The organism is Rhodovulum marinum (assembly GCF_004343075.1).
GTDB lineage: Bacteria > Pseudomonadota > Alphaproteobacteria > Rhodobacterales > Rhodobacteraceae > Rhodovulum > Rhodovulum marinum.
The window spans coordinates 1-20135 of the sequence record NZ_SLXP01000023.1; the positions used below are offsets into that span (position 1 = coordinate 1).

General features: G+C 68.3%; 21 protein-coding genes and 1 tRNA gene. 11 read left to right on the forward strand and 11 right to left on the reverse strand.

Annotation, left to right across the window (positions count from 1 at the left end; translation table 11 throughout):
• The first annotated feature begins 384 nt into the window (after positions 1-384).
• Entirely contained in the window at positions 385-711 is a 327-nt protein-coding gene (locus tag EV662_RS20065; RefSeq protein ID WP_279533260.1) for an HGGxSTG domain-containing protein, read from the forward strand.
• A gap of 55 nt (positions 712-766) precedes the next feature.
• On the forward strand, positions 767-1138 hold the full coding sequence (locus tag EV662_RS18840) for a Rap1a/Tai family immunity protein (RefSeq protein WP_132466301.1): 372 nt from the start codon (positions 767-769) through the stop codon (positions 1136-1138).
• A gap of 105 nt (positions 1139-1243) precedes the next feature.
• On the opposite strand, the gene EV662_RS18845 is transcribed toward EV662_RS18840, so the two are convergent.
• Together EV662_RS18845 and EV662_RS18850 are read right to left on the reverse strand one after the other, a co-directional pair.
• Positions 1244-1319, reverse strand: a tRNA-Thr gene (locus EV662_RS18845).
• A 47-nt stretch (positions 1320-1366) separates the two neighbouring features.
• A complete protein-coding gene (locus tag EV662_RS18850) occupies positions 1367-2992 on the reverse strand; it encodes an ABC transporter permease (RefSeq protein WP_243695914.1) in 1626 nt (541 codons plus the stop codon).
• Positions 2993-3131: 139 nt separating this feature from the next.
• Here EV662_RS18850 and EV662_RS18855 point away from each other — a divergent pair, with 139 nt between their 5' ends.
• Positions 3132-4007, forward strand: a complete 876-nt coding sequence (locus EV662_RS18855) for a hypothetical protein (protein ID WP_132466306.1) — start codon at positions 3132-3134, stop codon at positions 4005-4007.
• A 27-nt stretch (positions 4008-4034) separates the two neighbouring features.
• Here EV662_RS18855 and EV662_RS18860 read toward each other — a convergent pair whose 3' ends face one another.
• Positions 4035-4307, reverse strand: coding sequence for a DUF2312 domain-containing protein (locus EV662_RS18860; RefSeq protein ID WP_132466308.1), 273 nt, complete (start codon positions 4305-4307; stop codon positions 4035-4037).
• Between the two features lie 125 nt (positions 4308-4432).
• On the opposite strand from EV662_RS18860, the gene EV662_RS18865 reads away from it, so the two are divergent.
• Positions 4433-4648, forward strand: coding sequence for a hypothetical protein (locus EV662_RS18865; protein ID WP_132466312.1), 216 nt, complete (start codon positions 4433-4435; stop codon positions 4646-4648).
• Here EV662_RS18865 and EV662_RS18870 read toward each other — a convergent pair.
• From EV662_RS18870 to EV662_RS18880, 3 genes are all read right to left on the reverse strand, one after another.
• Positions 4635-6749 (reverse strand): enoyl-CoA hydratase-related protein, encoded by a 2115-nt coding sequence (locus EV662_RS18870; RefSeq protein WP_132466315.1) that lies wholly within the window; start codon positions 6747-6749, stop codon positions 4635-4637. The genes EV662_RS18865 and EV662_RS18870 overlap by 14 nt on opposite strands.
• A 161-nt stretch (positions 6750-6910) precedes the next feature.
• The gene (locus tag EV662_RS18875; protein WP_132466318.1) at positions 6911-7123 is read right to left on the reverse strand and encodes a hypothetical protein; all 213 of its coding nucleotides are present in this window, start codon (positions 7121-7123) and stop codon (positions 6911-6913) included.
• A 267-nt stretch (positions 7124-7390) separates the two neighbouring features.
• Positions 7391-7708: a TraR/DksA family transcriptional regulator gene (locus EV662_RS18880; protein ID WP_132466321.1), complete on the reverse strand. Its 318-nt coding sequence runs from the start codon at positions 7706-7708 to the stop codon at positions 7391-7393.
• A 198-nt stretch (positions 7709-7906) separates the two neighbouring features.
• Between EV662_RS18880 and EV662_RS18885 the strand changes: the two genes are divergently transcribed.
• On the forward strand, positions 7907-8347 hold the full coding sequence (locus tag EV662_RS18885; RefSeq protein ID WP_243695915.1) for a protein tyrosine phosphatase family protein: 441 nt from the start codon (positions 7907-7909) through the stop codon (positions 8345-8347).
• Positions 8348-8360: 13 nt separating this feature from the next.
• On the opposite strand, the gene EV662_RS18890 is transcribed toward EV662_RS18885, so the two are convergent.
• The 5 genes from EV662_RS18890 to EV662_RS18910 all read right to left on the reverse strand — a co-directional run bounded on the left by EV662_RS18890 (position 8361) and on the right by EV662_RS18910 (position 14289).
• The gene (locus EV662_RS18890; protein WP_132466324.1) at positions 8361-9506 is read right to left on the reverse strand and encodes a FliM/FliN family flagellar motor switch protein; all 1146 of its coding nucleotides are present in this window, start codon (positions 9504-9506) and stop codon (positions 8361-8363) included.
• A gap of 68 nt (positions 9507-9574) precedes the next feature.
• On the reverse strand, positions 9575-12259 hold the full coding sequence (locus EV662_RS18895; RefSeq protein ID WP_132466327.1) for an ATP-binding protein: 2685 nt from the start codon (positions 12257-12259) through the stop codon (positions 9575-9577).
• Positions 12256-12522 (reverse strand): hypothetical protein, encoded by a 267-nt coding sequence (locus tag EV662_RS18900; protein WP_132466331.1) that lies wholly within the window; start codon positions 12520-12522, stop codon positions 12256-12258. The genes EV662_RS18895 and EV662_RS18900 overlap by 4 nt, the downstream gene beginning before the upstream one ends.
• A 4-nt stretch (positions 12523-12526) precedes the next feature.
• Positions 12527-12895: a response regulator transcription factor gene (locus tag EV662_RS18905; protein ID WP_132466334.1), complete on the reverse strand. Its 369-nt coding sequence runs from the start codon at positions 12893-12895 to the stop codon at positions 12527-12529.
• Positions 12896-12978: 83 nt separating this feature from the next.
• A complete protein-coding gene (locus EV662_RS18910) occupies positions 12979-14289 on the reverse strand; it encodes a helix-turn-helix transcriptional regulator (RefSeq protein WP_132466337.1) in 1311 nt (436 codons plus the stop codon).
• Between the two features lie 217 nt (positions 14290-14506).
• On the opposite strand from EV662_RS18910, the gene EV662_RS18915 reads away from it, so the two are divergent.
• The 6 genes from EV662_RS18915 to EV662_RS18940 form a co-directional block, all read left to right on the forward strand.
• Positions 14507-15856 carry a substrate-binding protein gene (locus tag EV662_RS18915; RefSeq protein ID WP_132466340.1) on the forward strand — a complete coding sequence of 450 codons (1350 nt, stop codon included), beginning with the start codon at positions 14507-14509 and terminating at the stop codon, positions 15854-15856.
• A gap of 93 nt (positions 15857-15949) precedes the next feature.
• A complete protein-coding gene (locus EV662_RS18920; RefSeq protein WP_132466343.1) occupies positions 15950-16981 on the forward strand; it encodes a branched-chain amino acid ABC transporter permease in 1032 nt (343 codons plus the stop codon).
• A 4-nt stretch (positions 16982-16985) separates the two neighbouring features.
• A complete protein-coding gene (locus EV662_RS18925; RefSeq protein WP_132466346.1) occupies positions 16986-18200 on the forward strand; it encodes a branched-chain amino acid ABC transporter permease in 1215 nt (404 codons plus the stop codon).
• Positions 18201-18212: 12 nt separating this feature from the next.
• A complete protein-coding gene (locus tag EV662_RS18930) occupies positions 18213-18971 on the forward strand; it encodes an ABC transporter ATP-binding protein (RefSeq protein ID WP_132466349.1) in 759 nt (252 codons plus the stop codon).
• Between the two features lie 12 nt (positions 18972-18983).
• On the forward strand, positions 18984-19739 hold the full coding sequence (locus tag EV662_RS18935; protein WP_132466352.1) for an ABC transporter ATP-binding protein: 756 nt from the start codon (positions 18984-18986) through the stop codon (positions 19737-19739).
• 64 nt (positions 19740-19803) lie between these two features.
• A partial coding sequence (locus EV662_RS18940) for an acetyl-coenzyme A synthetase N-terminal domain-containing protein (RefSeq protein WP_279533259.1) occupies positions 19804-20135 on the forward strand: 332 nt, incomplete at its 3' end.

A 20135-nucleotide genomic window follows, 5' to 3' on the forward strand; every position in this document is an offset into this window, starting at 1 on the left:
CGGGCGCCCCTTTTCCGAATTTCGCAAGGCGCGCCCCCCACGCAGAACAACCACCCCCGCGCCCCCTCCCCCGGCGCCTCGACCGATCCCTCCGCCAACCGGCACAACACCGGACGCGAAAAAAGATGCGCCATTGCCGAAAAGAACGGTGGGGCGTCCTCGGCCTTCATTGGAACGCAAAACAGCGGTGTCCCCCGAGCGTCGAGGTGTTCCGTTCGGCTTCCTTTGCACAGGACCGCACGGCGGCCTGGTAGAAGGTAACCCCACGTCCATGAACTTGCGCCGCAGGGAGAGGCCTTCACCGTCCGAGTGCTCTAGGCTCAGGACTTCGGTAAGGCCCGGCGCAAGGCGCGCGGGACGGGGGTCGCAGTTGCTAGGAAAAACCTGCATTTCACGCGCACACCGCCGCGCGCGCGGGACGGGGTCTCAGTCGATACGGAAAGCGGGCAAGCCCCCAAGAGGTGCGGCGCTCAAACCAGGAAGGGCACGCCATGCCGCGCAAAGACCCTGCCGGGAAAGACGCGGTGCAAGATGCACGGGGGGCTGTCCACCGCACCCAAGACGCAAGAGGGCCGCGAGCGGATAGCCGAGGCGCAGCGGCGGCGCTGGGCGAGGCATGACACCGCAAAGCGATTCAATTCGCCTAACTGCTATCCTCAAGGTTCCCAAGGGCTACAGGGCTTGGCGAGGGCGCCACATGAGCACGCATAGGTGATTGTCAAAGATGTTACCTGAAACGATATTCCGAATTCTTTTGGCATCCGCGATGGCCATCACTCTTGACGGTATGACTGCCTCATACGCCGAAGCGCAACAGATCGACGGCAACGAGTTGCTTGAATCCTGCGCCTCGTCAGAGGGCACGATGGAAGGCTTCTGCATCGGTTACATCATCGGGCAGATTGAAGGCCAGAGATTCGGCGCATTCATCATCACGAGCCGCCTTGGCGTAGCGGAAGACGCTCCGGACACCAACGGCCTTTTGGACAGCCTGATCGGCTATTGCGTGCCATACAACGCGAGTAACGCACAACTACGCGATGTAGTGACAAAATACCTGACCGATCACCCAGCCGTTCGCCACGAAACAGCACGGTTTTCTGTGTGGCAGGCCCTCACCCAAGCGTTTCCCTGCTAGATCGAACAGGGCTCCCTTCCTTCCGACAAAGGGGGACCACAGGGTGGGTTGGCGAGAAAATTTCCCAACAAAATCCAATTAGAACATGCGCTTACGAAATTATTATGGTGCCCCCAGAGAGACTCGAACTCCCGACCCTCTGATTACAAATCAGATGCTCTACCAGCTGAGCTATAGGGGCACGCCCCACGATCTAGCGGCACGTCCCGCCCCGTGCAAGGCCTTCGCTCAGCGGTTGGCGCGCGCCAGCAGGCCCACCGCCACCAGGCCCACCGCGCTGACCAGCAGGGCGGCGGGGGCGGCGTCACCCAGGTTTTCCAGGCTCGCCTTCTCGTAGACCCGGGTGGCCAGCGTGTTGTAGTTGAACGGCCGCAGAAGCAGCGTCGCCGGCAGTTCCTTGACGCAGTCGACGAACACCAGCAGCAGCGCGGTGCCGACCGAGGCGCGGATCAGCGGCAGGTAGACCGCCGTCAGCGTGCCGCGCGCCGTGCGCCCCAGCGACCGTGCCGCCATCGGCAGGCTGGGCGTGATCCGCCCCATCGCCGCGTCCGCCGCCCCCTGGGCGATGGCGAAGAACCGCACGCCGTAGGCATAGACGATGGCAAAGGCCGACCCGGTCATCACCAGGCCGATATCCACCCCGAACAGCCCCTGCACCCCGTCGGCCAGCGCGTTGTCGGCGGCGGCCATCGGGATCAGCAGCCCCACGCCCAGCACCGCGCCCGGCGCCGCATAGCCGATGGTGGTCACCGGCAACAAGAGCTTGGGCAGGCTGCGCCCGGTCAGCCGCACGCCGTAGACCAGGAACAGCCCCGCCGCCACCGTGCCGACCGCGGCCAGCCCGCCCACCGTCAGCGTGTTGCCCAGCGCGCGCAGCAACCCCGGGTCGGTCCAGGCCTCGGCATTGGCCAGCGCATGGGCCGAGATCACCCCCACCGGCAGCACGAAGCCCAGCGCCACCGGCAGCGCGCAGGCCAGCGTCGCGCCCCATCCCGCCACGCCCGTCAGACGCACCGGCACCAGCGGGCGGTGGTGGCGGCCCAGGTTGTGGAACCGCAGGTTGCGCCGGCTGATCTTCTCCAGCGCGACCAGCACCAGGATCAGCACCAGGATCACCACCGCGATCTGCGCCGCGCCGCCCGCGTTGCCGCTTTCCAGCCAGACCGAGAAGATCCCCGCGGTCAGCGTCTGCACGGCAAAGAACTCGACCACGCCGAAATCGTTCACCGTTTCCATCATCACGATGGCCGAGCCTGCCGCGATCGCCGGGCGGGCCAGCGGCAGCCCCACCCGCCGGAACAGCGAAAACGGCCCCGCCCCCAGCGCGCGCGCCACCTCGTAGGCGCAGCCCGACTGTTCGCGGAAGGCCGCACGCGACAGCAGGTAGACATACGGATACAACGCCGCCGCCAGCACCAGCACCGCCGCGCCCCGCGACCGGATCTCGGGGAACCAGTAATCCTGCGCACTGGTCCAGCCGAACAGCGCGCGCAGCCCCGTCTGCACCGGCCCGGCATATTCCAGGAAATCGACCAGCGCATAGGCCCCCACATAGGCCGGGATCGCCAGCGGCAGCAGCAACAGCCATTCCAGCCAGCGCGCAAAGGGGAACCGGTACATCGACACCAGCCAGGCCGCCCCCGCGCCCACCGCCGCGGCCAGGCCCGCCACCCCGACCATCAGGAACGCGGTATTGCCCAGGTACCGCGGCAGCGTGGTCGAGGCGAGATGCGGCCAGATGTTTTCCTCGGGGGTCAGCGCGATCCAGAACACCGACAGGATCGGCATCAGCACCAGCGCCGCGATCACCACCGCGCCCAACGACCACGGGTCCAGCCACAGCCGCCAGCGCATGCGCGCGCCCCCCGCCGCCGACCTTACTTGAGCGATTTGCTCAGCCATAACACCCCGGATACAGGAAAGCCGTTTTACTGTCCAGAATGGCTCGTATAATCCAAGGTCAGGCAGAACAAGAAGAACAGGCGCAGGCGGCATGGAACTGGTCTACCACATCGGCGCCCATTGCACGGACGACGACCGGCTTCTGAAAGGCCTGCTGAAAAACCGCGGCACCCTGTCTAAACAGGGGATCATCGTGCCCGGGCCCAGCCGCTATCGCCCGATCCTGCGCGAAATGCTGGTTTCGCTGCGGGGCAAGCCCGCGACGCCCGAGATGCAGCAGATCATCCTCGATGCCGCGATGGACGAGGACGAGGCGCGGCGGCTGATCTTCGTGAACCAGTCCTTCCTCTGCGTGCCGCAAAAGGTGCTGGGCCAGCACATGCTTTACCCGATGGCGGGCGAGAAATCGCACTGGCTGGCACAGCTTTTCCCCAACGAACCCTGCGAATTCTTCCTTGGCCTGCGCAATCCCGCCACCTTCATCCCGGCGCTGTTCGCCAGGTCGCGCGAAAAGGATTTCGAGGGGTTCATCGCCGGCATCGAGCCGCGCGCGCTGACCTGGTCGGACATGGTGCGGCGCATCCGGCAGGCCAATCCGCGGGCGCGCCTGACGGTCTGGTGCAACGAGGACACGCCGCTGATCTGGCCCGAGTTGCTGGAACGGGCCTCGGGCATCGCGCCGGGCACGCCGCTGCGGGGCGCCGACGACCTGCTGGACACGATCATGCGGCCCGCGGGCCTGAAACGGATGGCCGCCTACCTGGCCGAGAACCCGCCGGTGAACGAGGCCCAGCGCCGCCGCGTCGTGGCCGCCTTCCTGGACAAGTACGCCCTGCCCGACGCCGTCGAAGAGGAACTCGACGCGCCGGGCTGGACGGCCGCGCTGGTCGACGAACTGACCGACCGCTACGAGGCCGACCTTTCCGAAATCGAGGCGATCGAGGGGGTCGAGGTGGTCACGGCCTGACCCGGAACCGGCCCCGCCCGCCGGGCGTCACGCCATGCCCAGCGCCTGCTTGTACAGCTCCAGCACGGCCTCTTCCTCGGCGATGTCGTCGCGGTCGCGCTTGCGCAGGGCGATGACCTTGCGCATCACCTTGGTGTCGTAACCGCGCGCCTTGGCCTCGGCCATCACCTCTTTCTGCTGCTCGGCGATGTCCTTCTTCTCGGCCTCCAGCCGCTCGAACCGCTCGATGAACTGGCGCAGCTCGTCGGCGGTGACGCGATAGGTGGCGTCGGGCGACGTCACGGTAGAGGTCTCGTCCATGGCAAAGGCTCCTCTCGGGCTGGGATCGGAAGCCTGACCTATCGCCCGCCCCGCGCGCCCGCAAGCCCCTTGCACCGCCCGCCGCCATCGACTAGGCGCGAGGGCGTCCAGCGGTGGAGGTCGCGATGGAAATACTGATCTGGATCGGGGCGGCGGTGTCGCTCGCCGGGCTGGCCGGGATCGTCCGGGTGATCCTGCAGGTGCGCGCCGCGCGCCGCGCAAACCTGGCCGAGGACGCCCTGCGCGCCCGTCTGCAACGGGCGGTCGCGCTGAACATGGCCGCGCTGGGGCTCTCGGCGCTGGGGCTGATGATGGTGGTGATCGGCATCACGCTGGGCTGACACCGGCGGGCGCGCCGCGCGCCCCGACATCGCCGAACCGCTGGCCGCGCTTGATCAGCTCCGCGATCAGCGGGTCGGGCGTCCAGATCGTCGGGCCGCCGCGCCCCTCGGCCAGCGACCGCAGCGTGCGGCGCAGCCACAGCATCCCGCGTTCGTCGGCGGCCCGCATCGGCCCGCCGCGCCAGCGGGCCAGACCCGCGCCCAGGACCATCGCCAGGTCGATCTCGACCGCCCGGCGCACCACGCCGCGCCGCAACAGGCCCGCGCCCGCCTGCGCCATCCCGGCCAGCAGCTTGCCCGCGATTTCATCGGCCCCGACCGCGCGCGGGCTGCACCCCAGCACCTGCCGCGCCGAGGCCAGCAGCCATTCAAGCTCGGGGTCGGGCACGCCCCGCTCGCCCGGCTCGGGATAGGCGTAATAACCCCGCCCGACCGCCTGCCCGCGCCGCCCCTCGGCCACCATCTGCCCCGCGACAAGGATCGGGCGCGTCTCGGGGTCCCGGCCCCCGGGCAGCCCCGCGCGCAGCGCCAGCAGCGTTTCCAGCCCCAGCCGGTCGGCCATCTCGTAGGGCCCATAGGCGAACCCCCAGTCCCGCATCGCCCGGTCGACCGCATAGGGCGAGGCGCCCTCCTCGACCAGCGCATCCGCCGCCTCCAGCGCCCCGATCAGCACGCCCAGAACCGGGCTTTCGCCGATTGCCACCAGCGGCGTACGCAGCATCGCGCCGACCAGTGCCCCCGCCGTGGCCAGTGCCTCGGGCGCGGTGGCGGGCGTGCAGACCAGTTCGGCCAGCCGCGCCGCGGGCACCAGGTCGGGCAGGTTCAACCAGATCGTGTCGGCCGGGCGTTGCCCCCCCGCGGCCAGCGCCCCCGGCGTGACCAGCGCGCCGGTCCCCATCAGGATCGCCCCCGGGCGGGCAATGCCCGCCAGCCCGGCAAAGGCCCGCTCATGCTCGGACCAGGCGCCATCGCCCGCCTCGATCAGAACCTCGCACGGGGCCAACCCGGCCACCCCCTCGGCCCCGGCGAAACGCGACCAATGCGCCTGCCGCCCCGCCTCGCCCACGTTGCCCGCCGCGCAGGCCGCCGTCAAAAGCCCGTCGACACGGGCCACCCCCTCGGTCAGCGCCGCTTCGTCGGGCGCGGCCATGCGCACCGCGACACCCCCGCTCAACAGCGCCGCCGCCAGCGCCGCCGCCCCGGTGCCCCAGCCCCAGATGCCCACAGAGGTGACGGCGCGCGCCTCGCCCTGCCACCGCTCCACGCGGCGCCGCAGCCCCGCCTCGCCCAGCGCAAGGTGGCTCAGCGCGCGGTGAACCGGGCTGTCGCGGCAATCCTCATAGGCGGCCGCCTCATAGTCCAGCGCCGCCTCATAGGGCAGCATGGCCGCGGCATCGACGCAATCCAGCACGCGCCCGGGCGCCGCCAGCGGGCCATCCACGGGCAGCCCCGCGCGCCGCTCGGCCACCGCGGCATGCAACCGCCCAAAGGGCGGCAATACGCGGCCCGGCGCGGGCCGCGGCCCCGCCCGCTCGGCGATCAGCCCTTGCGCGAACCGAAGCCCCGCCGCCTCCAGGTTGCCATCGACCAGCGCATCGACCAGCCCGACACGCTGCGCCTTGGCCGCGGAAAACGGCTGGCCGGACAGCATCAGCTCCAGCGCCACGGCGGGCGCCACCATCCGCGGCAGCCGCTGCGTGCTGCCCGCGCCCGGCGGCAGGCCGATCGCGATCTCGGGCAGGCCGAACTGCGCCATCGGCAGCGCAACCCGGTAATGCGCGGCCAGCGCCAGTTCGCAGCCCCCGCCCATCGCCATGCCGCCCACCAGCGCGACCACCGGCACCCCGGCCCGGTCCAGCCGCGCGCAGATCGCCGCCAGCGCGCCCGCGCCCGCCGCCCCCTCCGGACCCAGCCCCATCGAGAACACCCGCCCGGCCGATGCGATCAGCACCGCCCGCACCCCCGGCGCGGCCAGCGCCGCGGCCAGCGCGCCGTCCAGCGCGGCCAGCATGTCGGATGTCAGCAGGTTCGCCGCGCCATTGCCCAGCACGACCCGGCGGATGCCCGGCGCGGCCTCTTCCTGCTGCACAAGACCCGTCATCTGCCCAGTCCCCCTGTCACATGGCCGGGCGCGCGCACGGCCCCGGCGCCGGGCACCATTAGGGGACAGACCGGGGCGAAACGCAATATCTGGGTAACGTCAGGCGGGATGCGGGCGCGCCGCCGCCGGGACACCCCGCGCGGCACGCCGGCCGGCCGGTCCTAGACCGGCATGTTGTCGTAGAAATCGTCCGAGTCGTCGTCCTCGAGCCGTTGTTCCAGGCGCAGGATGTCCTCGGGCACCGGCAGGCCCAGACCGCGCAGTTCCGCGATCTTCTCGCGCAACTCTTCCTGCAGGATGTGCCGGTCGTCGGGCCGTTTCTCGATCTCTTCGAGGATCAGATAGATCCCGGCCTTGAGCTGTTCGAACGCCATCCGCACCTCCCCTGGTTGCTTCTCTCCGCGGGACGTGCGCCGGGCGTCGGCGCGGCCTCGGGCGCATCCGACCACGGGCTGTGGCAGCCCTTGGTCACAAGCTGGCGGCTGACCTGGTTGGCCACCGCCCCGCTGGTCAAGAGCGACTCGATCCGCGACCGGATCATCGCCCGTGTTTCATCGTGCAGTGCGCTGTTGGAAAATGCGGCCATGCGATTGGTCTGGCTCATATTGCTCATTTTTCAGTCGTTCCCTCTACACCTGTCGTCAGCGCGCACAGATGCGGCAAAATGGCGTAGCCGGCAGAAGATCGAGCCGTTCGGCGGCGATTTCTTCCCCACAGCGCACGCAATAACCGTAACTGCCATCCTCGATTCGCGCGAGAGCTGCATTGATCTGCTTCACTTCGGCCAGCCCCGAGGCGCCCATGCCTTCCAGCACCTCGTCTTCCTCGCGCTCCACCGCGAGTTCGCCCCAATCCTTCGACTGGTGCGTGTCCAGTTCCGCCTCGATATCGTGAAGGCGATGGTCCAGTTCGGCCAATCGGTTCAGAAGCTGACGCTTTCTGTCGCGAAGCGATGCCATCGATGTCTCCTGTTCGCTCTGCTGGCGACGATGGCACCCCTGCGGCGATCCTGACTTTGACACACGTCAAATCGCGTCGCGCAATCTCGGGTCCGGGCATTGATTCTCCCCGCGAAAGCCCTGATTGTCTGGAACGATTCCAGGGAGAGATCTGAAAATGTGCAGGGTTTACGACACATGCCCCGAACGGAGGCCGGAATGAGCGAGCTTCCGCCGATGGTGCAACTGACCGACGCGTTCTCCGCCGCGCCGCACCCGCCGACCGCGGCCATGGCCGCGCTGGCGGCCGCGGGCTTCCGCACGGTGATCTGCAACCGCCCCGATGCCGAGGTCGCGCCGGGCGAGCGCGCCGCCGACATGGAGGCGGCAGCGCGGGCGGCGGGGCTCGACTTCGCCGTGGTCGAGGTCACCCATGACGGCATTGCGCCCGAAACCATCGCCGCCCAGCGCCGCGCGCTGACCGAGTTGCCGGGGCCGCATTTCGGCTATTGCCGCGCGGGGTTCCGCTCGTCGGTGATCTGGGCGCTGGCCCAGGCCGGCGAGCGGCCCACCGACGAGATCATGGCCGCGCTCGCCAGGGCGGGCTTCGCGGTTCCCGGGCTCAAGGCGCAGCTGGACGCGCTGGCCGCCGGCCGGTAGGGCGCGGGCCGGCTCAGCCTTCGGCCAGGCCCGGAAAATCGGCCCCGAAATCGGCGCTTTCCGGTGAAAACGCGGCTTCGGGGTCGAACTCGCCACTTTCGACGGGAAACGCCGCCGCGGGGTCGAAATCCGTCGCCTCGGCGTCGAACGCCGCCGCGCCCGGCAGCGCCAGCTCCTCCGGCTCTGCAAGATCGGCCTCGGCCAGCGCCATCGGCGCGGGCGCCGCAAGGCCCGGCGCGGCCTGCGCGGGGGCCGCGAATCCCGCCAGCACGCCGTCCTCGCCGTCGATCTTGATCGCACGCTCGCCGTTCGACTGGCCCAGCCGCCCCTCGGCCACCGTGACCCGGCCCGGCGCCTCCAGGCGCACCTCGGTCAGCGCGGTGGCCGGCATCGGCAACAGGTCGCCCGGCTTCAGCCGCCCCACCACGGCGGCGGGCAGGCGCGTGCGCCACAGCACCGCGTTCAGCACCAGTTCCGCGCCCAGAACGCCCACCTTCAGCGCGTCGGGCCAGGGCGGCCCCTCCTCTTTGCGGGGTTTCGGCGGCGCGGGCGCATGGGTTTCGGGAACCGCCAGGAACAGCTCGCCCCCGCGCCCCGCCTCGCCCAAGCGCAGCGTGATGCGGAACCCGTGATACCCGCCCGAGGGCAGAATCAGCGGCACGTGCCGGGGATCCTCGACCGTCGCACCCTGCATGTACCCCACCGCCCAGTCACAGCCCGGCCGGGCCGCCATCGCGGCGCCGAACCGCGTCAGCAGCGGATCGGTCAGGTCGGCCAGGATCGCGGCATCGGTCGCGGTCAGCGGCCGGGCCTCGGGTGCCTCGGCGGACAACATGCCCAGCAGCCGCCATTCCAGCAGCGCAAGCGCCAGCTCGGGGCTGTAGACCGCCAGCCCCTGCCGCCCGTTCCCGCCCTGCAAAAGCACCGCCAGACGCTCGCGCGTCACCTCCTGTTCCAGGTCCTCCAACCGCGGGTGCAGCGCCTGGCACTCCTCGACGACACCGGTCAGGCCGAAATCGTCGCGCACCGTGCGCGCCGCCTCCAGCCGCAGGGCGAACCGCCCGTCCGTGCCCGACGCAAGCGCTGCCCCGTCCGGCATCGCCACGCGGCCCTCGCCCACAATCTGCCTGAGTATCGCGCGATGCGCGTCGTCCGTCATGTCTCGACCGTCCGTAACCCTTTGCCAAAGGTCTTGCACGATCGAGGTTTAAAAAGCGTTGCGACCGCTCAGGCCGCCTCGGCGCAGACCCGCGGCAGGCTCACCCGGAACGCCGCGCCCCCCTGCCCCGGCAGATAGACGATCGACCCGCCCAGCCGCACCATGATCTCGCGGCAGATCGCCAGGCCCAGCCCCGCCCCCCCGGCCGAGCGCGGGTCCGACAGGCGCGAGAATTTCTCGAAGATGATCGCCTGGCTTTTCTCGGGGATCCCGGTGCCGTTGTCGACGAAATCCACCGCCACCCCGTCGCGCCCGTCGCGCACCCGGATCGTCAGTTCCGGCGCCTCGGCATCGCAGTATTTCTGCGCGTTCGAGATCAGGTTGATGAACACCTGGCTCAGCCGGTCGCCATCGGTGGTCAGAACCACCCGTTCCGCCACCGGGTCGCGCCGGATCGCCAGCCCGCCGCGCAGGCTGCCGGTGGCCGCCACCGCCCGGTCCAACAGATCGGCCAGCGCCACCGGCTGCGCGTTCAGCGACACCTGCCCGTTCTCCAGCACCGACAGGTCCAGCAAATCGTCCAGCAGCCGCGTCAGGCGCAGGCTTTCCTCGTGGATGATGCGGGAATAGTTGCGCAATTCCTCGGCCCCCATCCCCTCGCCCGACATCAGGATTTCCGAAAACGCCCGGATCGAGGTCATCGGCGTGCGCAATTCGTGGCTGATCTGGCTGAGGAAGGCGTCCTTCTGCACGCTCAGTTCGGTCAACTTCTCGTTGGCCTCGCGCAATTGCCGCGCGGTGCGGGCCAGTTCCTCGGACTTGGCCTCCAGCTGGCTGGAATATTCCATCATCTGCGCGGTCTCGTCGGCGACCTTCATCAGGTCCTCGACCGACACCGCCGACCGCCCGACGATCTGGCCCACCATCGCATGGGCCGTCGCCGCGCCCACCGATCCGGCCAGTTCGCGTTCCAGCCGCTGCAGGAATTCCGGCGTGATATCGGGCAGGTATCCCCCCTTGCCCTGGTCGGCGGCGGCGCGCTGGAACAGCCCCTGCGCCTCGTCCGGGCCCAGGATGCGCTGCGCCATCAACAACAGGTCCTCGGCCTCGGCGCGGCCCTGGCTCCAGCCCTGCCCGGCGGTCGAATGGTCGAACACGTTGACGAATTGCGCCGCCTGCAACCGCTCCATCGGCCCCGGAAAGCCCATCAGCGATACCCCCACGAAGCCCAGCAGGTTGGCCGCCATCGAGAACACCATCGCATGCACCAGCGGGTCCAGCCCGTCCATCCCGAACAGCGCCTGCGGGCGCAGCCAGCCGATGCCCCACGGCCCCTCGGACAACAGCGCCGCGCTCATCACCGCGCCGTCGCCGAAACTGGGCAAGAACAGCGAATAGGCCCATACCGCGAATCCCAGCGTCAGCCCGGTGATCGCCCCCGTCCGCGTCGCCCCCCGCCACAATATCCCGCCCAGCAGCGCGGGCAGGAATTGCGCGACCCCCGCGAACGAGATCAGCCCGATCGCGGCCAGCGCCTCGGACCCGCCGGAGATGCGGTAGTAAAGATAGCCCAGGAACAGAACCCCCGCGATCGACAGCCGCCGCGCGCGCAGCACGATGGTGCGCACATCCCCCGACATCGTCGCGCCCGATTTCGTCATGTTCAGGAACAGCGGCATCACGATATGGTTCGACACCATCGTCGACAGCGCGATCGCCGCCACGATCACCATGGACGTGGCCGAGGAAAACCCGCCCAGGAAGGCCAGCGTCGCCAGCCCGTCCTGCCCGTGCGCCAGCGGCAGGGTCAGCACGAACAGGTCGGGGTTGGCGCCCGCCGGCATCTCGGACAGGCCCACCACGGCGATGGGCACCACGAACAGGCTCATCAGGAACAGGTAGGCCGGAAACGCCCAGGACGCGGTCGCCAGGTGGCGCTCGTTCTCGTTTTCCACCACCAGCACCTGGAACATCCGCGGCAAGGTCAGGATCGCCGCCGCCGCCAGGAAGGTCAGCCCCATCCAGCGCCCCGGCTGGATCGGCATCCCCGCGATGGCCGAATCCTCGATCCGGTCGATCATCGCCCCCGGCCCGCCCGCGATCCCCCAGACCACGAAGACGCCCACCGCCAGCAACGCCACCAGCTTGACCACCGCCTCGACCGCGATGGCGGTCACCACCCCGTGGTGGCGCTCGTTGGCGTCCAGGTTGCGCGTGCCGAACAGCACCGTGAACACCGCCAGCCCCGCCGCCACGGTCAACGCCGTGGCATTCAGATCGCCCAGCGCCCAGGGCGCCGCGCCGCCGGGGGCAAACACCGCAAAGGACAGCGTGACCGATTGCAGCTGCAGCGCGATATAGGGCGTGGTGCCCACCACCGCGATCAGCGTCACGATCACGCCCAGCGTGTTCGACTTGCCATAGCGCGACGAGATCAGGTCGGCGATCGAGGTGATCCGCTGCGTCCGCCCGATCCGCACCAGCTTGCGCAGGGTCCACCACCAGCCGATCAGCACCAGCGTCGGGCCCAGGTAGATCGTCACGAATTCCAGCCCCGACCGCGCGGCGTATCCCACCGCGCCGTAAAACGTCCAGGCGGTGCAATAGACCGACAGCGACAGCGTATAGATCGCGGGCGAGCGCAGCCAGCCGCCCCGCCCCCGCATCGCGCGCCGTTCCGCCAGGAACGCCACGCCGAACAACAGGACGACGTAGAGCAGGCAGATCGCCACCAGCACGTCGAAGGGGATCATGGCGCGCCGTCCTCCGGCGCCTCACCCGCATCCTCCATCGCGCCCGACCGGCACAGCCGCCGCGCCAGCACCGCCGAGGCCACGATCAGCCCGGCCCAGGCCACGAACAGAAAGATCAGCATCCCCGCCGTCAGCCCGTCCCGCGAATCCAGCGCCGGCGCCAGGAACAGCGCCAGCCCCAGCACCGGCAACAGCCGCGCCATGTCCGCCAGGCGCCGCCGCCGATAGCCCTGCCGGGCCAGGAACAGCGGCGCCCGGCCCATGGCCTCAGGCCCCCGTCAGTTCCCGGACCGAGGCCAGAACCTCGGTGTTGGAAAACGGCTTGGCCATGAACCGGCTCGCGCCCATCCGCTCGGCCATCTCGCGGTCCTTGACCTGCCCCTTGGCCGTCAGCATCAGCACCGGCAGCGCGCCCAGCCCGGTATCGGCGCGGATGTCCCGCAGGATGTCGAACCCCGACCGACCGGGCAGCATCACGTCCAGGATCACGATATCGGGGCGCACCTCGGCCACCCGGCCAAAGGCCGTCGTGCCGTCCGAATGGGTATCCACCCGCCACCCCTCGCGCGAGAGGATGAAGCGGATCGCCTCGATGATGTTCGGTTCGTCCTCGATCAGCAGGACATGCTTGCCCATGTGCCGTCGTTCCTCCCTCGCGGACGTTTTCGCCCTGCTTGTCCCCAGACTATCGGCGCAAAGGGCCATGGTGTCAAAACCCCTCAGAATCCATCGGCCAGGATCGACGGCTCGCGCCGCGCCACGCAGCCCCGGCGCGGGCAGATCCGGCAGGACGTGCCGATCGGCTGGCCGCGGCCCTCGGGGGCGGGCACCGTTTCCTCGGGCAGGATCAGCATCGCCGCCTCCAGAACCTGCGGCCCGTCGAAGCCGCCCGCCAGCGCGGGCTGGCACAGCGCATAGGTCAGGAATCGCTGCGGCACCGGCCCGCCCAGTTCCACCACCGCGCGCAAGGGCGCCATGGGCCGCGCCAGCGCCTGGTACAGCGGCCACAGCGGACAGGCCGCCCCGAACCGCGGCAGCGCGAACCCCTCGACCGGCTTGCGAAAGGTCAGCGTGCCGGACCCGTCGCAGGTCACCAGGCCCACCGGCCCGCCCGCCGCCGCGCGCGGCAGCGCGGCCAGCCGCCGGAACACCGCGCCCGGGTCCACCCCGAACCGCGCCGCCAGCCGCCCCGGGTCCAGCCGCTCGGCCCGCGCCGCCTCGGCAAAGGCGTCCAGCGGCATCAGTTCCGCGTCGCGGCGATAGCGCCGCAGAAACCCCAGCGCCAGTTCCCGCGCCGGCGCCGAGGTGAGCTCCGCCGCCTCGCCGACCAGCCGCGCGGGTTCGGGCGGCAAGGCGCGCTCCAGCTCGGGCAGGTGATAATCGCGCGCGCGCAGATAGGCCTCGACCTCTTCCTGGGGCGAGGATTGCGTGCCCGGATCGTCCGCGCCCTCGTCCAGATAGGCCACCAGCGCCTGCGCCCCCTCGGCCAGGCGGCGGCTGTCATCGGACAGGTTGCGATGGAACCGGCGCTGCCAGTCGGGGTCGATATCCTCGGTTTCCGCCAGAATCGCCGCGGTCGAGCGGATCGAGGTCACCGCCGAGATCACCTCGTGCAGCGAGGTCGACAGGAACGGGTCATGCGTCATCCGGTCGGTCAGCATCTCGACCGTGCGTTCCAACTCGCGCACCCGGCGGTGGCGCGCGGCCAACAGCGCGGCCCAGCCCGGAAAGCGGCCGGCGAATTCCTCCAGCCGGTCGATCTCGGCGGCCGCGCCCTCCTGCCCCGCCGCCGCCTCGCGCAGCGTCTCGATCAGCGCCGCCCCCGCCCCCTCGGTCAGCGCGCTGGCCTCGACGCCCAGGTGGCGGGCCAGTTCGACCAGCAGCTTGCCGCCGATTCTGCGGCGGTTGTGCTCGATCAGGTTCAGGTAGGACGGCGAGATTCCCGCCCTGCGTGCAAGCTCGGCCTGGCGCATCCCCAGAACGGTGCGCCTTTCGCGGATTCGGGTGCCTGTCAGCGCACTGCGCGGCATCGAAAAAACCCTTGTCTGGGCAGGACTTTCTGCACCTGCGCGATAATTTTTTTACATAGCCGCTATGCAGCCTGTTCATAGCTTTACAAAAAAAGTGTTTGAAGAAAAGAGGTTGTTGTCAGGTTTTCGATCCCCCGGCGATAATGACAGCGCTTTGTAAAGCACGCGGTCACGCCGGGGAGGCGCGGGCCGCACCCAACTTCACGGGAGGAAGTCCATGACGAACTCGAACCTGACGCGCCGCGGCGTGCTCAAGACCGGTGCGGTCACCGGCGCGGGCCTTGCCCTGCCCACGATCTTCACCTCGCGGGCCTCGGCCTTCACCAACGAACCGACCGGCAGCACGGTCAAATTCGGCTTCAACGTGCCCCAGACCGGCCCCTATGCCGAAGAGGGCCTGGACGAGCTGCGCGCCCAGGAACTGGCCGTCGAACACCTGAACGGCATGGGCGATGGCGGCATGCTTCAGACCTTCAGCTCCAAGGCGCTGGATGGCACCGGCATCCTGGGCAAGAAGGTCGAATTCGTGACCGGCGACACCCAGACCAAGTCTGACGCCGCCCGCGCATCCGCCAAGTCGATGATCGAGAAGGACGGCGTCGTGATGATCAACGGCGGGTCGTCCTCGGGCGTGGCCGTCGCCGTGCAGGGCCTCTGCCAGGAGGCGGGCATCATCTTCATGGCCGGCCTCACCCATTCCAACGACACCACCGGCAAGGACCGCAAGGCCAACGGCTTCCGCCACTTCTTCAACGCCTACATGTCGGGCGCGGCGCTGGCCCCGGTGCTGGAAAAGGCCTACGGCACGGAACGGCGCGCCTATCACCTGACCGCCGACTACACCTGGGGCTACACCCAGCAGGAATCGATCCAGGCCTCGACCGAGGCGCTGGGCTGGCAGACTGTCAACAACGTGCTGACCCCGGTCGGCGCCGGTGACTTCTCGTCCTACATCACGCCGGTCCTGCAATCGGGCGCCGACGTGCTGATCCTGAACCACTACGGCGGCGACATGGTAAACTCGCTCACCCAGGCGGTGCAGTTCGGCCTGCGCGACAAGCAGGTGAACGGCAAGAACTTCGAGATCGTCGTGCCGCTCTACTCGGAACTGATGGCCGAAGGCGCCGGCGCCAACATCAAGGGCGTCTATGGCTCGATGAACTGGAACTGGCAGCTGCAGGACCCGGGCACCAAGGCCTTCGTGAAATCCTTCGGCGAGAAATACGGCCGTCCGCCGTCGAACTCGGCCCATACCTGCTACGTGCAGACGCTGCTCTACGCCGATGCGGTGGCGCGCGCGGGCTCGTTCAACCCCTGCGCCGTGGTCGAGGCGCTGGAGGATTTCGACTTCGACGGGATGGGCAACGGCCCGACCACCTATCGCGGCGCCGATCACCAGTGCTTCAAGGACGTCCTCGTCATGAAGGGCGCCGAGAACCCGACGACCCAGTTCGACGTGCTGGAAATCGTCGAGGTCACGCCGCGCGCCCAGGTCGAATACGCCCCCGATCACCCGATGTTCGGCGGCGCCGAGGCCAGCCTCGGCGAATGCAACGACGGCGCGTAACCCGCTGACACCGAAAGCCGGCCGCGCAACCGCGCGGCCGGCCCCCTCGCGCGCGCACGCGCCGGCGGATCCCTCAATTCCACGGGTGGGACGATGGAAGCCATCATTCTTCAGATTCTGAACGGGCTCGACAAGGGCTCGGCCTATGCGCTGATCGCGCTGGGGCTCACGCTGATCTTCGGCACGCTGGGCGTGGTGAACTTCGCCCATGGCGCGCTGTTCATGATCGGCGCCTTCTGCGCGGTGATCATGCAGCGCCTGCTGGGCCTCTCGTTCGAAATGGTCGACGAGACCAAGACCGACTTCCTCGGCAACCCGCTCAAGGTGCAGGTGCCCTATGTCGAAAGCTGGTTCGGCCCCGAACTGGGCGGCGCCATCATCAACTGGTCCGTGCCGCTGGGCATCGCGCTGGCCATCCCGGTGATGATCGTCCTCGGCTTCGTCATGGAACGCGGCCTGATCAAGCATTTCTACAAACGCCCCCATGCCGACCAGATCCTGGTGACCTTCGGCCTGGCGATCGTGCTGCAGGAAATCATCAAGTATTTCTTCGGCGCCAACCCGATCCAGACCGGGGCGCCGGACATGCTGTCGGGCAGCTTCGATTTCGGCACCATGCTGGGCTTCGATCCCAACGTGATCATCTACCCGCTCTGGCGGCTGGTCTATTTCCTGTTCGCCCTGTTCATCATCGCCGGTGTCTTCGCCTTCCTGCAATTCACCACCTTCGGCATGGTGGTGCGCGCGGGCATGGCCGACCGGGAAACCGTGGGCCTTCTCGGCATCGACATCGACCGCCGCTTTACCATCATGTTCGGGCTGGCGGCCGCGGTCGCGGGGCTGGCGGGCGTGATGTACACCCCGATCCTGGCGCCGAACTACCACATGGGCATGGATTTCCTCGTGCTGTCCTTCGTCGTGGTCGTGGTCGGCGGCATGGGGTCCCTGCCCGGCGCCGTCGCCGCGGGGTTCCTGCTGGGCATCCTGCAAAGCTTCGCCTCGATGAACGAGATCAAGAGCATCATCCCCGGCATCGACCAGGTGATCATCTACCTCGTCGCAATCGTCATCCTGCTCACCCGGCCGCGCGGGCTGATGGGCCGCAAGGGCGTGATGGAGGACTGAGAGAATGTTCGGACTAAGCGCAAAAGACACCCGCTTCCTCTTGATCGTCGTCTTCCTGACGCTGGCGACGCCGATCCTGCTGCAACCCTTCCCCGAAACCTCGTCGCTCGCGCAGTTCAACGCGGGCTACCCCGACCTGATGCAGAAATTCGCGATCTTCGGCATCTTCGCGATCGGCTTCAACATCCTGTTCGGGCTGACGGGCTATCTTTCCTTCGGCCACGCGGCCTTCCTCGGCGTGGGCAGCTACACCGTCGTGTGGATGTACAAGCTGCTGGGCTACAACGTCCTGCCGGGGCTGGTGCTGGCGGTCATAATCTCGGCGCTCTTCGCGCTCTTGATCGGCTTCATCTCGCTGCGCCGGTCGGGGATCTACTTCTCGATCCTGACGCTGGCGTTTGCACAGATGAGCTATAACCTCGCCTACTCGGTGCTCACCCCGATCACCAACGGCGAAACCGGGCTTCAGGTCTATTCCAACGACCCCCAGATCCTTATGGGCGAGAATTCCCCCACCAGCCCGCATCTCTTCGGCCTGGTGATGCGCGACTCGGTGCAGGTGGATGTCGGCGGGTGGCTGTTCACCTTCAACATCGGCTATTACTTCTGCGCCATCATCGCGATCCTGGCCTTCTATATCTCCTTGCGCATCTTCCGCTCGCCCTTCGGCATGATGCTGCGCGCGATCAAGACCAACCAGACCCGGATGAACTACACGGGCCTGAACTCGCGCCCCTACACGCTGGCGGCCTTCGTGATCTCGGGGATGTATGCCGGGCTGGCGGGTGGCCTCCTGGCCTCGATGGACCCGCTGGCCGGCGCCGAGCGGATGCAGTGGACGGCCTCGGGTGAAGTCGTGCTGATGACCATCCTCGGCGGCGCGGGCACCCTGATGGGGCCGGTGCTGGGCGCGGGCTTCATCAAGTATTGCGAGAACATCTTCTCGAAAATCAACGACGGCGTCCTGCATGGCTGGTTCGCCTTCATGCCCGACGGGCTGGAGGATTTCGTGATCGCGCTGATCCACCCCTTCGTGGGCAAGGGCTGGCACCTGACGCTGGGCATCCTGTTCATGCTGGTCGTCATCTTCCTGCCCGGCGGCCTGGTCGAGGGCGGTCAGCGCCTCGCGCGCCTCTTCCGGCGCAAGCGCAAGGCGGGCGGGCCATCCCGCAAGGACCCCGAACATCGCCCGAACCCCGAACCCCACGTCGCCGAATAGGAGGCCGCACAGATGGGAATCCTCGAAGTCAAAGGCGTGAACAAACGCTTCGGCGGCCTTCAGGCGCTGGGTGACGTGAACCTCTCGGTCAAGGAGAACACGGTTCACGCCATCATCGGGCCGAACGGCGCGGGCAAGTCCACACTGCTCAACTGCCTCGTCGGCAAGCTGATCCCCGACACCGGGTCGGTCATGTTCGACGGGCAAAGCGTGCTGGGCCGCAAACCGCACGAGATCAACCAGATGGGCATTTCCCGGGTGTTCCAGACGCCCGAGATCTTCGGCGACCTGACGGTTCTGGAAAACGTGCTGATCCCCTGTTTCGCGAAACGCGACGGGGCGTTCCGGATGCACGCCTTCGAAACCGTGGCCCACGAGAAAGAGATCGTCGACCGCGCGATGCACATGCTCGACGACGTGAACATGGCCGACAAGAAGGACATGCACGCCTCCAGCCTGTCGCGCGGCGACAAGCGGCGCCTCGAAATGGCGATGTGCCTGGTGCAGGAACCGAAACTGCTGCTGCTGGACGAACCCACCGCCGGCATGGCGCGGGCCGACACCAACAACACCATCGACCTGTTGAAACACATCAAGGCCACGCGCGACATCACCATGGCGATCATCGAACACGACATGCACGTGGTGTTCAGCCTCGCCGACCGCATCACGGTGCTTGCCCAGGGCACGCCGCTGGTCGAAGATGTCCCCGAGAAGATCAAGGGTCATCCGAAGGTGCAGGAAGCCTATCTTGGCCAGGCCCACGGATAAGGAGACGGCCACATGAACGTCAAACCCGACTTCCACAAGAACGCCAACCAGGCCGCCACCGCGCCCGCGTTCCTGTCGGTCTACGACCTGCACGCCTATTACGGCGAAAGCTACATCGTGCAGGGCGTGAACTTCAACGTGCACGAGGGCGAGATCCTCGCCCTTCTCGGCCGCAACGGCGCGGGCAAGACCTCGACGCTCAGGGCCATCGCCCGGCTGGACAGCCCCCAGGTCACCTATGGCGAGGTCTGGCTTGACCACGCGCCGCTGCATTCCATGGCCGCCCACCAGGCCAGCATGGCCGGCATCGGCCTCGTCCCCGAGGACCGGCGCATCATCCCCGGCCTCACGGTCGAGGAGAACCTGCAACTGGCCCAGATCGCGCCGCCCATCGGCTGGACGCTGGACCGGCTCTACGACCTGTTCCCGCGCCTCGGCGAACGGCGCAAGCAGGAGGGCGTGACCCTGTCGGGCGGCGAACAGCAGATGCTGGCCATCGCCCGGGCGCTGGCCCGCGACATCAAGGTGCTGCTGCTCGACGAACCCTACGAGGGGCTCGCCCCCGTCATCGTGGACGAGATCGAGAAGACCCTCGTCCACATCAAGGAACAGGGCATCACCACCGTGATCGTCGAACAGAACGCGATCCGCGCGCTGGAACTCGCCGACCGGGCGGTGATCCTCGATACCGGCCAGATCGTGTTCGACGGCACCGCCGCCGAGGTGTTGAAAAACGACGCGCTGCGCGCCGAATACCTGGCGATCTGATCCCCACGCCCCGCCCCTTGGCGGGGCGCTTCACTCTGGCAGACTGCCCCCGGGAGGAGCACACATGACCCAAGACCACATCTACCCGCCCAGCGCCGATTTCGTTTCGTCCGCCCATATCGACGCGGCGCGTTACGATGCGATGTATGCGCGGTCGATCGAGGACCCCGAGGGGTTCTGGGGCGAGGCGGGCAAGCGGCTGGACTGGATCAAGCCCTATACCGAGGTGAAGAACACCAATTTCCGCATGGGCGAGGTCGAGATCCACTGGTTCCGCGACGGCACGCTGAACGTGGCGGCGAACTGCATCGACCGGCACCTGGCCACGCGCGGCGACCAGACCGCGATCATCTTCGTGCCCGACGACCCCGCCGACCCCACCCTGCACATCACCTA

Coding starts and splice junctions, on each gene's coding strand:
- EV662_RS18870 (WP_132466315.1), bottom strand. CDS start 6,749: ATGACGGGTCTTGTGCAGCAGGAAGAGGCCGCGCCGGGCATCCGCCGG.
- EV662_RS18865 (WP_132466312.1), top strand. CDS start 4,433: ATGGAAATACTGATCTGGATCGGGGCGGCGGTGTCGCTCGCCGGGCTG.
- EV662_RS18925 (WP_132466346.1), top strand. CDS start 16,986: ATGTTCGGACTAAGCGCAAAAGACACCCGCTTCCTCTTGATCGTCGTC.
- EV662_RS18890 (WP_132466324.1), bottom strand. CDS start 9,506: ATGACGGACGACGCGCATCGCGCGATACTCAGGCAGATTGTGGGCGAG.
- EV662_RS18915 (WP_132466340.1), top strand. CDS start 14,507: ATGACGAACTCGAACCTGACGCGCCGCGGCGTGCTCAAGACCGGTGCG.
- EV662_RS18895 (WP_132466327.1), bottom strand. CDS start 12,259: ATGATCCCCTTCGACGTGCTGGTGGCGATCTGCCTGCTCTACGTCGTC.
- EV662_RS18930 (WP_132466349.1), top strand. CDS start 18,213: ATGGGAATCCTCGAAGTCAAAGGCGTGAACAAACGCTTCGGCGGCCTT.
- EV662_RS18860 (WP_132466308.1), bottom strand. CDS start 4,307: ATGGACGAGACCTCTACCGTGACGTCGCCCGACGCCACCTATCGCGTC.
- EV662_RS18910 (WP_132466337.1), bottom strand. CDS start 14,289: ATGCCGCGCAGTGCGCTGACAGGCACCCGAATCCGCGAAAGGCGCACC.
- EV662_RS18905 (WP_132466334.1), bottom strand. CDS start 12,895: ATGGGCAAGCATGTCCTGCTGATCGAGGACGAACCGAACATCATCGAG.
- EV662_RS18920 (WP_132466343.1), top strand. CDS start 15,950: ATGGAAGCCATCATTCTTCAGATTCTGAACGGGCTCGACAAGGGCTCG.
- EV662_RS18880 (WP_132466321.1), bottom strand. CDS start 7,708: ATGGCATCGCTTCGCGACAGAAAGCGTCAGCTTCTGAACCGATTGGCC.
- EV662_RS18850 (WP_243695914.1), bottom strand. CDS start 2,992: ATGCGCTGGCGGCTGTGGCTGGACCCGTGGTCGTTGGGCGCGGTGGTG.
- EV662_RS18900 (WP_132466331.1), bottom strand. CDS start 12,522: ATGGGCCGGGCGCCGCTGTTCCTGGCCCGGCAGGGCTATCGGCGGCGG.
- EV662_RS18885 (WP_243695915.1), top strand. CDS start 7,907: ATGAGCGAGCTTCCGCCGATGGTGCAACTGACCGACGCGTTCTCCGCC.
- EV662_RS18840 (WP_132466301.1), top strand. CDS start 767: ATGGCCATCACTCTTGACGGTATGACTGCCTCATACGCCGAAGCGCAA.
- EV662_RS18855 (WP_132466306.1), top strand. CDS start 3,132: ATGGAACTGGTCTACCACATCGGCGCCCATTGCACGGACGACGACCGG.
- EV662_RS18935 (WP_132466352.1), top strand. CDS start 18,984: ATGAACGTCAAACCCGACTTCCACAAGAACGCCAACCAGGCCGCCACC.
- EV662_RS18875 (WP_132466318.1), bottom strand. CDS start 7,123: ATGGCGTTCGAACAGCTCAAGGCCGGGATCTATCTGATCCTCGAAGAG.